We start from the raw sequence: 12,439 nt of genomic DNA on the forward strand, positions 1-12,439 counted from the left end.
GGGGCCGCCGGGCGGTCACGCCGGGCGGCGCACGTACATCCGCACGGTCGTCCCGGCCGCCGTGGTGTGCACGCGGACCAGGTCGCACAGCGCCTGCACGATCACCAGCCCCCGGCCACCGATGCCGTCCGCGGCCGGGGTCAGCCGCCCGGCGAGCGGGTCGGTCAGCCAGCCGTCGTCGTGGATCTCGCAGACGAGGTGCTCGGCGGTACGCCACACGCGCAGCACGCCGGTGCCGCCGGCGTGCGCGATGCTGTTCGTCGCCAGCTCGGTCACCGCGATCTGCAGGTCGGCCAGCCGGTCCTCGTCCAGGCCCACGGCCTCGCCGTGCCCGGCCACGAACCGCCGCACGGTGGACAGCGTGTCGAACTCGTAGACCAGCGCCGAAACCGGCTCCGCCGGGGTGGGCAGGGGCTTGTTGTAGCGCGCGACCACCTCCGCCGGGGCGTACTGCGCGCTCGGCCGTCGCCCGGCGTGGTCGACGAGGATCGGGTGCGTGGCGTACGCGTCGGCCAGCACGTCGGCGTCGAGCCCGGCGGTGTCGTACGGGCAGAGGATCGTCGCGTCCCGGCCGGCGAACGCCATGTTGATCAGCGCCTCGTGCTGGGCGCACGCCGGATACTCCGTGTCGCTGCGCCCGGCCCAGATCGGCTCGCCGACGATCCGCACCCGGCGGCCGGCATGCTGCTCGATGAACGCCTGCAACACCCAGGGGATGATCCGGCCCGGGTTCCGGCCGGCCTGCGACATGTCCGCCCAGCGCACCGCGTCTGCGGGGCCGACCGCGGCGCGGACCGACCGCAGGTTGGCGCCGGGCATCGCGACCAGCACCGGCTCCCCGGCGGCGAGCCCGTCGGTGATGAACGGCACCGTGCCCGCGAGCAGGCCGTCCACGTCGTGGTAGAAGAGCCCCTCGTGCACGAAGGCGCCCGCCTCCTGTGCGTGCCGCGCCCCGGTCATGCGGGCCGCCCCACGGCGTGGGCGAACCCGGTGGCGCGCACCAGGTCGAGCAGGCGACGCACCACCGGGCGGCACCCGACCAGCCGGAACCCGTCGGGCGCCGACGTCCGCTCGGCGTCGAGCAACGCGCTGGCGGCGGCCACGTCGGCGAAGCTGACGTCGGACACGTCGAGCACCGCCGGTCGTCCCGACGGGGTGGGGCCGGCCAGCCCGGTCAGCATGGCGCCCAACGCCCCCCGGTTGCTCCAGTCGAGCTGCCCGACCAGCCGCAGTCCCGGCGGGTCCGCCGTGCGGTACGCCCGCAGCAGCGGCACCCAGGCCCGGTCGGCGCCCGGCCCGGCCGTCGCCGGATGGACGGACGCGACCGCCCGCCACCGGTCGGCGGGGAACAGCCGCCGGTCGTAGAGGCACAGCGCGGCCGCCCCGCCGGCGGGGAAGAGCGCGTTCATCGCGGCCTCGTGGCGGCGCAGCTCGGCGAGCGGGGCGCCGTCGCGCGCCGCCCACGCCATGTCGTTCACGAGGCGCAGCCCGGAGTGGCCCTCGCGGTGCGCCCGCGCGATCTCGACGGCCAGCGTGGCGACGGTCGCGTCCGACGCGGACCGGCCACCGTCGCGGTGGATCTCGACCGCCGGCAGGATCCGCAGCCGACCGTCCGCCCGCGCCGCGTCCGGGGACCCGCCCGCGGACCGGACGGCGGCCACGACGGCGGCGGGCTCCAGCGCGTCGAGCAGGCAGAGGACCTTCTGGCCGAGGCGCAGACCGGTGACGACGAAGCGGGCGACGGCGTCGAGAGCGTCGGCGTCGTCGTCGTACGTCCAGCAGACGTGGTCTCCCAGGGTCACCTGCTCGACCACCGCACCACCAGTCATTCCCCGCCTTCCACTCGGCGCCCCCCACTGTAATCGTCGGTCCCCACGCAGGCCCACCGGGTGAAACGTCGGCGTCGCCCCGCCGCCCACCCGGCCAGGCACGGGCGGGGAACCGTCCACCCACGGCCGTGATTCGTCCGGGCCGCCCGGCCGTCTAGGCTCTGGCGACATGACCACGCACGATGCCGGCAGCACCCCCGCCGTACGCCAGCTGCGCCTGGTGGTGGAGGCCGAGGACTACGACGCCGCGGTGGCGTTCTTCCGCGACGCGCTGGGCCTGCCGGAGCAGGCCGCGTTCGCCGGGGAGGGCGACGCGCGGGTGGTGATCCTCGACGCCGGCCGGGCCACCCTGGAGATCGCCAACCCGGCGCAGAAGCGGATGATCGACGAGGTGGAGGTCGGGCGGCAGGTCGCCCCGAAGCTCCGGGTGGCCTTCGAGGTGGACGACAGCCGCGCCGCCACCCGTCGCCTGGTTGCCGCCGGCGCCACCGAGATCGCCCCGCCGACGGTGACGCCGTGGCAGTCGCTCAACGCGCGCCTCGACGCGCCGGCCGGCCTCCAGATCACCGTCTTCGAGGAGCTGCGCGGCGCCGAGGAACGGGCCACGCCGGGCGACACCGCAGGGGCACGCGACCGCGCGGAGTGAGCGTGCCGCCGCGCGGCGGCCCCGGCGGTCACGGAGCCTGACTGCCGGCGGATCGTGCCCGCGGGCGGTTACGACGGCCGGCTGCGTACAGGCAGCGGGTGTCCCGTACGTCCCATCACCGGGTGGTTGCCCCCGTGCGTCCCCATCGCGGAGTGACCCGGGTCGCAGCAGACCGGGGTCGGGTCATATCCGGAATGCCAGACAGGGCCGGCTGGTTGTGTCCCCCGTACCGCCGGAGCCGAAACCCCGTCCGGCGCGGAAGTTTCCCCCTCCAGGAGTGCTCATCCAGGGAGCGCTTCGCCTGACCGAAAGGGCAACCATCGTGAAGTACGACTTCACTCGATGGCTCCCGGCCATCGCGAAGGACTCGAAGGACTCGAACCGCAAGATCGCGCTGAGCGTGGTCGGTGTCGCCGCCCTCGGTGGCCTCGCCTTCGGGCCGACGGCCGTGGCCGCCCCGGTCACGACCGCGCCCCACGAGGGCGCCGTGGCGGCGATCGAGCAGGCCACCGGCAAGAGCCGGCCGGGCGCGGCCGAGGAGTCGGCCCTGACCACGGGCGGCACCACCACCAGGCCCGCCGCCGACAAGCCCAGCCGCGCGGAACTCATCCCGCACGGGGTGCAGGGCGCCCAGTCGCGCATCCCGCTCGACGACGCGCAGCTCGCCAACGCCAGGGCCATCGTCGAGGAGGCCAAGGAGACCGGCGTGGGGGAGCGGGGCGCCGTCATCGGGATCGCCACCTCGCTGCAGGAGTCGAAGCTCTACAACCTCGGCCACCTGGGCGCGTACAACGACCACGACTCGCAGGGCCTGTTCCAGCAGCGTCCGTCGTCGGGTTGGGGCTCGCCCGAGCAGATCACCGACCCGGAGTACGCGTCGCAGGCGTTCTTCCGGGCGCTCAAGAACGTGGGCGGCTGGCAGGACCTGCCGCTGACCTCCGCCGCGCAGACGGTGCAGGTCTCGGCCTACCCCTTCGCGTACGCGCAGTGGGAGGAGCAGGCGGCGGACATCGTCTCCCAGCTCTGGTGACACCCGTGTGACACGACCGGCCGGCCCTGAACGGGGCCGGCCGGTCGTCGTCTCCGTGCCCGGGACCCAGCCCGCGGTGGCCGGTGCCGTCAGCGACGGTGACCGATAGCCACGTCGACCAGGGCCGCGACCAGCGCGAGCGCGATCACCCCGGCGGCCAGCAGCAGCGAGTGCCGGAAGGCGAGCGAGAAGTCCCCACCGCTGGCGGCCAGCGAGGAGAAGAAGATCGAACCGACGGCGGCGATCCCGGCGGCGGAACCGATCCGCTGGCCGGTCTGGAGCATGCCCGCCCCGCTGCCCGCGTGCCGCACCGGCACCTGGGACAGGGTCAGGGTCTGGTTCGGCGCGATCACCAGTCCGCTGCCCAGCCCGGCGACCAGCAGGGGAGCCGCGGTCAGCCACGGCACGGTGGCGCCGCTCGGGGCCAGGGCGAGCACGCCGACCACCGCGACGAGCCCGGCCACCACGGTGAGCAGCCCGACCGCGACCAGCGGACGCCCGAAGCGGTTGACGATCCGGCCGCCGAGCGCGGACGCCGCCGCCGAGCCCAGCGCGAACGGGGTGATGGCCAGGCCGGCGACCAGCGCGCTGTAGCCGAGCCCGTTCTGCAGGTAGAGCGTGAAGATGAAGAAGATCGCGGTGAACCCGCCGAAGTAGACCAGCGCGATCAGCGATCCCAGGGCGTACGACCGGAAGCCGAACAGCCGCAGGTCGAACAGCGGTTCCTGGCGCCGGGCGTACCACCGTTCCCAGGCCCCGAAGCCGGCCAGGGTGAGCAGCCCCGCCGGCACGAGCAGCCACTTCGCCTGGCCCCGCCACTCCTGCTGCACCAGCGGCAGCAGCACGAGCAGCACGCCGACGCCGAGCAGCAGCACCCCGACGGGGTCCAGCCGTCGGTGGTCCCGGGGGCCTGCCGGGCGGCCGGGGAGCAGCCGCCAGCCGAGGACCACCGCGAGGACGCCGACCGGCACGTTGACGAAGAACACCCAGCGCCAGCCGTGCTCCTCGCCGCCGACGGCGATCAGCAGGCCGCCGAGCAGTGGGCCGACGGCCGTGGAGATGCCGATGGTGGCCCCGAGCAGCCCGAACGGCCGGCCCCGCTCGGGCCCCCGGAAGAGCTCCTGGATCAGCCCGGTGACCTGCGGGTTGACCACCCCGGCGGCGGCGCCCTGAAGTAGCCGGGCCGCGATCAGCCACGCGGGGGAGGCGGCCAGCCCGGCCAGCGCGCTGGCCAGCGTGAACAGGGTGATCCCGAAGACGAACGCGTTACGCCGCCCGCGCGCGTCGCCGAAGCGCCCGGCGGAGACCAGCACCAGCCCGAACGTCAGGGCGTACCCGGAGAGCACCCACTGCAGATCGCTGGGGGAGGCCCCGAGGGCACGGTCCATCGACGGGACGGCGACGTTGACGATGCTCACGTCGAGCAGCGTCATGAAGGCGGCGACCAGCCCGACCCCGAGGGCCTGCCAGCGCCGCCGGTCGTCCGGCGACGCGGTGGCCTCGGCCGATGGCGGCGCGCCCGTGGGGCTCATCGTGCCTCCCTCGGACCGGTGAACGGGCACCGCTCAGCGCTACCCCGGTCCCCGGGAGGCGAACCATCACGCGGCGCGCGGCGCCTCACGCCATCTGGCGGGCGCAGAACCGGGGGCCGAAGTCCAGCCCGGCCATCGGCGAGTCCTCCCGGTGCAACAGGTTCTTCTCGGTCAGCTGGTGCAGCGGCGCCCGCAACTGCTCCTCGGTGAGACCGGCCTCCTCGGCGATCAGGTCCGGGTACGGCACGTGCCCCCGGGCCTCCAACGCCGCGACCGCGTCGTACACCCGCTCCTCGACATCCGACAGCTGCACCTGCCGCACGGCCTTCCTCCTTAGCCTGTCCCGCCCCTGAGCGGGCGGTTGCGCCGGGCGGTTACCCGGTCGGCGACCGAAGATGCGCACCCGATCGGGCGGTGCCCCGGCCGCGCCGACGGCGCCGGATGCTGCGGTTTGCCCTACGCTGCACCAGTGATCGTCTGGGATCTCGCCGTCGTCGGCGCCGGCCCCGCCGGGCTCTCCGCCGCCCACGCCGCCGCCCGCGCGGGCGTGCGCACGCTCGTCGTGGAGCGCGCCGCGCACCCGCGCTACAAGACCTGCGGGGGCGGCCTGATCGGCACCTCGCTCGCGGCGGTGGCCGACCGGATCGAGGTGCCCGCGCACGACCGGGTCGACCGGGTGACGTTCACCCGGGACGGGCGACGGCGGTTCACCCGCCGCCATCGGAGCGGTCCGCTGGTCAGCATGGTGCGCCGGGAGGAGTTCGACGACCGCCTGCGCGCCGCCGCGGTCGCCGCCGGCGCCGAGGTCCGCGAGCGCGTCGCGGTCCGCGCGGTCGAGCAGGACCCCGACGGCGTACGCCTCAGGCTCGCCGACGGAAGCACGGTCCACGCGCGGTCGGTGGTCGGGGCGGACGGCTCCTCCGGCGTGACGGCCCGGCACGTGGGCGTGCGCCACCGGCAGGTGGACCTGGGGCTGGAGCTGGAGCTGCCCGTGCCGCCGGAGGAGCAGGCCCGCTGGCAGGGCCGCCTCCTGCTGGACTGGGGGCCGCTGCCCGGCTCGTACGCCTGGGTCTTCCCGAAAGGGGACAGGCTCACGGTCGGCGTGATCGCGGCCCGGGGCGAGGGAGAGCGGACCAGGGCCTACCTGCGCGGGTTCGTCGACCGGCTGGGCCTGTCCGGGGTGGAGCCCGCGCACGACTCCGGTCACCTGACCCGCTGCCGGACCGAGGACTCGCCGCTGCGTCGGGGCCGGGTGCTGGTCGCGGGCGACGCGGCGGGGCTGCTGGAGCCGTGGAGCCGGGAGGGGATCAGCTACGCGCTGCGTTCCGGCGAGCTGGCCGGTGCGGCGGTCGCCGCCGGTGACCTGGCGGGGTACGACCGGGCGGTCACCCGGGACCTGGTGCCGTCGATGCGGGCCGGACACCGGCTGCTCGACGTGTTCGCCCGGCGGCCCGGGGTCTTCCACGCGTTGTTGGCCACCCCGCCGGGCTGGCGGATGTTCGTGCGGTTCTGTCAGGGGCGGGCGAGCTTCGACGAGACGCTGCACCGCGCCCCGGTCCGAGCGGCCCTGGCGCTGCTGGACCGGCTGCCGGCCGCCTGAGCGCGCAGCCCGTTCGCTGGTCCGTCGGTCCCACCGCCCGTCGGTTCCGTTGGTTCGGTGGTTCACCGGTCTGTCGGTCCGGCGGGAGGGCGCCGGCGCGCGGCCCGGCGTACTGGCTTTCACCCAGGATCCTAGGATGCTCTAGGGGTGGTGCCCGCCGTCACCAGCGCGCAAAATGACGAGGTCGTCGAGGGAGGGAAGCGATGGCTGAAGAGCGGTCCGGAGCGTCGTTCACGGACGACGACTACACCTTCCTGCGGCACGTACGCTTCGGCGAGATGCCGCCCGCGGTGCGCCCGGAGGAGCGGACGGCGCTGACCGAGACCGACCCGCGGCGGGACCTGCCGGACCCGGGCGACGAGCGGGACCGGTGGGACCTGCGGCACGGGGCCTGACGACCACTCCGGGCCGGGCGAGGGCGCGCGTCGGCAACCGCTACCCGGCCAACGTCGACGTGCTGCACGCCGACCCCGTCCTGCCGTTCGCCGCGGTCCCCGCGGCGGCGTCGCGTCGCGTCGGGCCGCCGACCGGTGACGATCCCCGTCCCGGACCGACACACGGACGCGGTTACGGACCGACACGCGGACGGGCCGCGGGCGATCCGCCCACGGCCCGTCCGGTGATCGGGGGTCAGAAGACCGGCACGCCCTCGCGTACCAGCCGCCAGTTCGGCTGGTAGAAGTCCGCCGGGTCGATGGTGCCCCTGGCCTGCGCCCAGTCGATCAGGAGCTGACGGATCTCCTGCTGCTCGTTGTAGACCTGGGTCTTCACGATGCCGGGGAAGTTCCCGCCGCCGCTGCGCCGGTAGTTGTTCACCGCCACCACGAACTGCGCGTTGTCCGCCACCGGGGTGTCGGTGCCGGGCAGCACCAGGCGGGTGATGCGCTGGCCCACCGGCTTGGCGATGTCGATGTCGTAGTCCAGGCCGGAGAAGACGTCGTAGTTGTAGTCCGGGACGGCCGGGTCGCTGATCGCGGCCGGGTCGACCGGGGCGCCGGGGGCGAGGGTCCGGAAGTACTTCGCCGAGTACTCGAGGTAGGTGCGCACCTCGGCGCCGCTGAGCACCACCGCCTCGAGGGTGTTGTCGAAGACGTACAGCCCGGCCACATCGCGGATCTTCACGTCGCCGGCGGGGAAGACCGCGGTCCGGCTGAACGGCGCGGCGATCGACAGGACCGGCAGGTCCGCGTACGAGGTGCCGGCCAGCGCCTGACCGACGACCTCGGTCTGGACGTGGTTGATGAAATCCAGGATCGGGGTGTCCTTGTAGCGGCTCTCGGCCGCCGAGAGCGCCACGGTGGAGCGGGCCACGACCTGGTTCACGTACGCGACGGTCTTCTGGTGCTGCGCCCGCACGGCGGCGAGGACCTTCGGGTCCTCGACCACGGTGTTGGTGTTCAACAGCGCGGCGGTCTTGCTGGTGATCTTCCAGCGGCCCCGCTCGCGGGCCAGGGTGAAGTCCATCCGGCTGAGCCGCTGGCCCCACTTGGACGGCTCGGTGAGCAGCACCTGCTCGCCGGTCTGCTCGTTGGTCACGAACTTCTCGGCGACCTCGGCGTGGGCGTGGCCGAACAGGATCGCGTCGATGCCGGGGACCTGCTGGGCGATCAGCGCCGTCGGGTTCTCGATCGGCAGCTCGGGGCCGTAGCTGGAGGTGCCGCTGTCGCCGCCGTGGGCGGAGATCAGCACGATGTCGGCGCCGCGCGCCCGCATGATCGGTACGTACTTCGCGGCGGTGGCGATCATGTCGTCGAACCGCAGTTTGCCCTCGACGTTGGCCCGGTCCCAGATCGCGCTGCCCGGGTTGGTCAGGCCGAGGATGCCGACGCGCAGCGGCGGCGCGGCGAAGCCGACGGAGACCTTCTTGATGACGTACGGCAGGAAGGCCGGCTTGCCGGTGGCGACGTTGACGGCGTTGGCGGCCAGCGCCGGGAAGCCCAGCTGCGAGATCCACTTCGCCAGCAGCGGCAGGCCGTAGTTGAACTCGTGGTTGCCCAGCGTCACGGCGTCGTAGCCGAGCACGTTCATCGCGTTGGCCATGGGGTGCGTCTCACCGGTGGTGGTGATCGGCTCCTGCTTGGCGTAGAAGGTGGCCAGCGGGGTGCCCTGAATGGTGTCGCCGGCGTCGAGCACCAGCGTCGCCCGGCCCCGCCGCTCGGTGCGGATCTGCTTGACCAGGGCGGCCAGCTTGGCGACGCCCACGTCGTTGTGCTTGCTGTCGTCGTACTCGGCGTCAGAGTAGTAGTCCCAGTTGTAGACGTTGCCGTGGGTGTCCGAGGTGCCGAGGATCGTGAGGTCCCAGGTCCGCGACCGGGCCGCGCCGGCCGCCTGGGCGGGGGTGGCGGCGATCAGCGGGACGCTCGCCGCCGCGGCCGCGGCGGCGAGCACCGTCCGACGCGACGGGCCGGAGGGAGAGGTCATGAGGTGCCCTTCCATGGGAGTTCGGGACGCCCGGTGAGCGCCGAGCGCACCATAAACGAGCGGCCGTCACTCCTGCCACAGCAGCCCGGGGTGTTTCATCCCACCGGCGCGCAGAGGACCCTCCGTGTAACACCGGGCCGGTCGTTTCCGCTTGCCGCCGCAGGGTAGGGCGGTGGGAGACCCACACCCGACCGGTGCGCGAGGAGACGTCGGTGAGCGAAGACCAGCACACCCAGCAGGACCCCACCAGCCAGTACGGCCAGCAGGAGGGACAACCGAAGCAGCAGCAGACGCCGCCCGGCTCGACTCAGGAGATGACCCCGAAGCCGGACCACGGCGAGGAGTCGTACCGCGGCAGCGGCAAGCTCGACGGCCGGCGGGCGGTCATCACCGGCGGTGACTCCGGCATCGGCCGCGCGATCGCCATCGCGTACGCCCGGGAGGGCGCCGACGTGCTCATCTCCTACCTGGGCGAGGAGGAGGACGCCGACGCCCGGGAGACCGTCCGGCTGGTCGAGGAGGCCGGCCGCAAGGGCATCGCGGTACGCGGCGACATCACCGACGAGCGGCACTGCCAGAAGTTGATCGAGCGGGCACTGCGTGACCTCGGCGGCATCGACATCCTGGTCAACAACGCCGCCCACCAGATGGCGCAGGAGAAGGGCATCCTCGGCATCAGCGACGAGCAGTTCGACCGGGTGCTGAAGACCAACCTGTACGCCATGTTCTGGCTCTGCCGGGCGGCGGTGCCGCACATGCCCGAGGGCTCGGCGATCATCAACACGTCGTCGATCCAGGCGTTCGACCCCTCGCCGCAGCTGCTGGACTACGCCACCACCAAGGCGGGGATCGCCAACTTCACCAAGGCGCTCGCCGCCGACCTGGCCGAGCGGGGGATCCGGGTGAACGCGGTGGCGCCGGGCCCGATCTGGACGCCGCTGATCCCGGCGACGATGCCGGAGGAGAAGGTCGAGAAGTTCGGCCAGGACACCCCCGAGGGCCGCCCCGGCCAGCCGGCCGAGTTGGCCCCCGCGTACGTCTTCTTCGCCTCCCAGGAGTCCAGCTACGTCACGGGCGAGATCCTGGGCGTGACCGGCGGCCGCCCCACGAAGTAGCCGCTCCACCCGCCCCCGCCCCCGGCCCCGTCGATCCGGCCGCGTTGACCCGGCGCCGGTGGCCCGCTGGCCCCGCGCCGCTGGCCCGCCCCGCCGGTCCGCGTCCCTGGCCCGCCCCGCCGGTCCGCGTCGATCATGCACTTGTGGTGCCCCGCAGAAGGGAAGGACCGCCACTTCCCGCCCACCCGAAGTGCATGATCGACGCGGGGTGGCGGGGTGGCGGGGTGGCGGGGTGGCGGGGTGGCGGGGCGCGGAGCATGGGGGGTGCGGGGTGGGTCAGCGGGGCCAGGGGGCCAGGCGGGCGCGGACCCGGGCGACGGCGGCGGGGTCCAGCCCGTAGCGGGCGAACCGGCGGTCCGGCAGCCGGTCCAGGTAGCGGCCGGCATCCCGGACGTCCTCCTCGTCCAGGGCCGGGTCGAGCTGGCGGGCCAGTTCCAGCAGCTCCGCCACGTCGTGGTGTTCCAGGGCAGCCGCGACGTCGATGTAGTCCCGCACCTCCCGCCGGTTGACCAGGGCGGCGGTCTTGTTCGCCATCAGGTCCCGCACGTCCATGACCGGCCCGAGGTCCATCACCACCGGGCTGCGGTGCCGGTCGAGGCGGGCCAGGCTGAGCCGGATGAGCCGCCCGTCCCGGCTCACCACGAAGTCCCTCAGGTCCCGGTCGAACCCGTCGAACAGCTCCGCCAGCTCGCTGTCCGGGTCGGCGTCGGTCACCTCGAACCCGGCCCGCTCCAGCGCCGTCCGCACCCCGTCCGCCGCCGCGGCGGCGGCCCCCTCCACGTCCGCGAACAGGTCCACGTCCTCCGTCGGGCGGGTCACCAGCCCGTGCGCGGCCCAGGCCACCCCGCCTCCGAGCACGAACCGGTACGGCCCGGCAGCGGACAGGGCCACCCGGGCCACCTCGCGGTAGAACTCGTGCGGGTGCGCCGTGCTCACGCCGTACGCAGCCCCCGGTGGCGGCTCTCCCACGCCTGGCGTACGCCCCGGGGCAGGTTGAGCAGCCGCCACACCCGGCGCAGCGTGCGCCCGTTGATGAGCAGCCGGAGGTCCTCCGCGCGGGTGGTCTCGCGCAGCACGTTCTCGTACATCCAGAGCAGCTCGTCCGGATCGCCCAGATCGAAGGTGCGGTCGGCGTTCCACATCAGCCGCACCGGCAGCTCCACCAGGCCACGGGTGGGGCCGGTGAGCTCAGCGAGCGTGCGGGCCACCACGGCGGGCCGGCCCGGGCGGGCCAGATGGGCCGCGCGGGTCGGAGCGGGGGAGAGGGCCTGCATGCTGTCAGGGTAACCCCAGGTCGGGCCGCTGGGGATCGCGGTTTCGCCGGTGTCGTGGCGCGCGGGGCAGGTCGGGGTGGGTTGACGTTGTCCCGGTGGGCCGGATGCGGGTCGCCCTCGGCGGGTTTGGCGCGGTCCGTCGTGGTGGTTGGCATCCGGTGGTTGCGGGTCTGTCGTGGTGGTTGGGGCGTCGTAGCACCGCCTGCCTGCCTGCACCCCCAGCGGCGCCGCCGCCTGCCCGCCTGCGCCCGTAGTGTCCGGTGATCAGGCGGCGTGGACGTTTCCCGGGCGTTGTGGGGTCATGAAGTCCTGATCACGGCCGGTTGGTTCACGGTCGGCGTCCCATGATCCGTTGATGTCGGCCCGGGCGGAGGGCCGCGCGGAGCCCGGCGCAGCGTCAACCGATCATGAGCGCTCGACGACACCGGTGGCTCTTGGTACGAAACCGCCCCGCCACGGGCCCTTTCGTACCAAGATCCCGGCCGTCCACCCGGCGAACCGGGGTGCCTGGTGTCCGGTTGCGTCATGGGTGTCGGGTGCGGCATCGGCGGGCGGGTCTCATCACGTCCCCGATTCGCGCCGGGTGTCCGGTTTGGGGGTGTGGCCGGGGGCATCGTGGGGGCGGAATCGTGGCCGGGGTGGGGTCGTTACACCCTGCGTACGACCGAGCAAGACCCGCACCGCCCCACGGGTGGTGGGCCGGGGCCCCGGAATGATGGTGGGCCGGCGGTCGTTACACATGGTCCGGCCGACGTGAGGGCATCCCCCCGCCCCGCGAACAGCTTGGATCCTCCTGGCCGACACGGCCGATCTGATCTTTCCTTCGGCGAGACGCCGGAGGTCTCCCCCTGAGGCTTCTTGAGCGCCGGACGGTGCTTGCACCCGCACAAGCCGAGTCCCCCTTCGGTGTGGGTGCCGACCCCCGAATGGAGCACATCTGATGAACACGTTCATTCGTAACAGCGTTCTTGGTATCGCCGGTCTGGCGTTCG

Annotated in this window: 12 protein-coding genes; 5 read left to right on the top strand and 7 right to left on the bottom strand. The window is 73.7% G+C overall.

What is annotated here, in order from left to right; all coding sequences use genetic code 11:
- Positions 1 to 15: 15 nt before the first annotated feature.
- Complete coding sequence (locus tag AB0G08_RS17895; RefSeq protein ID WP_358088819.1) at positions 16 to 960, bottom strand: sensor histidine kinase; 945 nt, start codon at positions 958 to 960, stop codon at positions 16 to 18.
- A complete protein-coding gene (locus AB0G08_RS17900) occupies positions 957 to 1,829 on the bottom strand; it encodes an MEDS domain-containing protein (protein ID WP_358088822.1) in 873 nt (290 codons plus the stop codon). Before AB0G08_RS17900 ends, AB0G08_RS17895 begins: the two co-directional genes overlap by 4 nt.
- 169 nt (positions 1,830 to 1,998) lie before the next feature.
- Here AB0G08_RS17900 and AB0G08_RS17905 point away from each other — a divergent pair, with 169 nt between their 5' ends.
- Positions 1,999 to 2,475, top strand: coding sequence for a VOC family protein (locus tag AB0G08_RS17905; RefSeq protein ID WP_358088825.1), 477 nt, complete (start codon positions 1,999 to 2,001; stop codon positions 2,473 to 2,475).
- A 322-nt stretch (positions 2,476 to 2,797) separates the two neighbouring features.
- Positions 2,798 to 3,505: a hypothetical protein gene (locus tag AB0G08_RS17910; protein ID WP_358088828.1), complete on the top strand. Its 708-nt coding sequence runs from the start codon at positions 2,798 to 2,800 to the stop codon at positions 3,503 to 3,505.
- 89 nt (positions 3,506 to 3,594) lie between these two features.
- On the opposite strand, the gene AB0G08_RS17915 is transcribed toward AB0G08_RS17910, so the two are convergent.
- Entirely contained in the window at positions 3,595 to 5,037 is a 1,443-nt protein-coding gene (locus AB0G08_RS17915) for an MFS transporter (protein ID WP_358088830.1), read from the bottom strand.
- A gap of 85 nt (positions 5,038 to 5,122) precedes the next feature.
- Positions 5,123 to 5,359 carry a hypothetical protein gene (locus AB0G08_RS17920; RefSeq protein WP_358088833.1) on the bottom strand — a complete coding sequence of 79 codons (237 nt, stop codon included), beginning with the start codon at positions 5,357 to 5,359 and terminating at the stop codon, positions 5,123 to 5,125.
- 147 nt (positions 5,360 to 5,506) lie between these two features.
- On the opposite strand from AB0G08_RS17920, the gene AB0G08_RS17925 reads away from it, so the two are divergent.
- Positions 5,507 to 6,637: a geranylgeranyl reductase family protein gene (locus AB0G08_RS17925; protein ID WP_358088835.1), complete on the top strand. Its 1,131-nt coding sequence runs from the start codon at positions 5,507 to 5,509 to the stop codon at positions 6,635 to 6,637.
- A 203-nt stretch (positions 6,638 to 6,840) separates the two neighbouring features.
- Positions 6,841 to 7,032: a hypothetical protein gene (locus AB0G08_RS17930; RefSeq protein WP_358088838.1), complete on the top strand. Its 192-nt coding sequence runs from the start codon at positions 6,841 to 6,843 to the stop codon at positions 7,030 to 7,032.
- A gap of 235 nt (positions 7,033 to 7,267) precedes the next feature.
- Here the strand turns inward: AB0G08_RS17930 and AB0G08_RS17935 are convergent, their stop codons facing one another.
- Positions 7,268 to 9,058: a 5'-nucleotidase C-terminal domain-containing protein gene (locus AB0G08_RS17935; protein ID WP_358088840.1), complete on the bottom strand. Its 1,791-nt coding sequence runs from the start codon at positions 9,056 to 9,058 to the stop codon at positions 7,268 to 7,270.
- Between the two features lie 212 nt (positions 9,059 to 9,270).
- Between AB0G08_RS17935 and AB0G08_RS17940 the strand changes: the two genes are divergently transcribed.
- Complete coding sequence (locus AB0G08_RS17940; RefSeq protein ID WP_358088843.1) at positions 9,271 to 10,173, top strand: SDR family oxidoreductase; 903 nt, start codon at positions 9,271 to 9,273, stop codon at positions 10,171 to 10,173.
- A 276-nt stretch (positions 10,174 to 10,449) separates the two neighbouring features.
- On the opposite strand, the gene AB0G08_RS17945 is transcribed toward AB0G08_RS17940, so the two are convergent.
- Together AB0G08_RS17945 and AB0G08_RS17950 are read right to left on the bottom strand one after the other, a co-directional pair.
- Complete coding sequence (locus AB0G08_RS17945; RefSeq protein WP_358088845.1) at positions 10,450 to 11,109, bottom strand: nucleotidyl transferase AbiEii/AbiGii toxin family protein; 660 nt, start codon at positions 11,107 to 11,109, stop codon at positions 10,450 to 10,452.
- A complete protein-coding gene (locus AB0G08_RS17950; protein ID WP_358088848.1) occupies positions 11,106 to 11,447 on the bottom strand; it encodes a hypothetical protein in 342 nt (113 codons plus the stop codon). The genes AB0G08_RS17945 and AB0G08_RS17950 overlap by 4 nt, the downstream gene beginning before the upstream one ends.
- Positions 11,448 to 12,439 lie beyond the last annotated feature (992 nt).

The organism is Micromonospora sp. NPDC023644 (assembly GCF_040640115.1).
Taxonomy (GTDB): domain Bacteria; phylum Actinomycetota; class Actinomycetes; order Mycobacteriales; family Micromonosporaceae; genus Micromonospora.

Excerpts from the sequence above, each read along its gene's own strand:
- AB0G08_RS17895 (WP_358088819.1), bottom strand. The coding sequence starts at position 960 with ATGACCGGGGCGCGGCACGCACAGGAGGCGGGCGCCTTCGTGCACGAG.
- AB0G08_RS17900 (WP_358088822.1), bottom strand. The coding sequence starts at position 1,829 with ATGACTGGTGGTGCGGTGGTCGAGCAGGTGACCCTGGGAGACCACGTC.
- AB0G08_RS17905 (WP_358088825.1), top strand. The coding sequence starts at position 1,999 with ATGACCACGCACGATGCCGGCAGCACCCCCGCCGTACGCCAGCTGCGC.
- AB0G08_RS17915 (WP_358088830.1), bottom strand. The coding sequence starts at position 5,037 with ATGAGCCCCACGGGCGCGCCGCCATCGGCCGAGGCCACCGCGTCGCCG.
- AB0G08_RS17930 (WP_358088838.1), top strand. The coding sequence starts at position 6,841 with ATGGCTGAAGAGCGGTCCGGAGCGTCGTTCACGGACGACGACTACACC.
- AB0G08_RS17935 (WP_358088840.1), bottom strand. The coding sequence starts at position 9,058 with ATGACCTCTCCCTCCGGCCCGTCGCGTCGGACGGTGCTCGCCGCCGCG.
- AB0G08_RS17950 (WP_358088848.1), bottom strand. The coding sequence starts at position 11,447 with ATGCAGGCCCTCTCCCCCGCTCCGACCCGCGCGGCCCATCTGGCCCGC.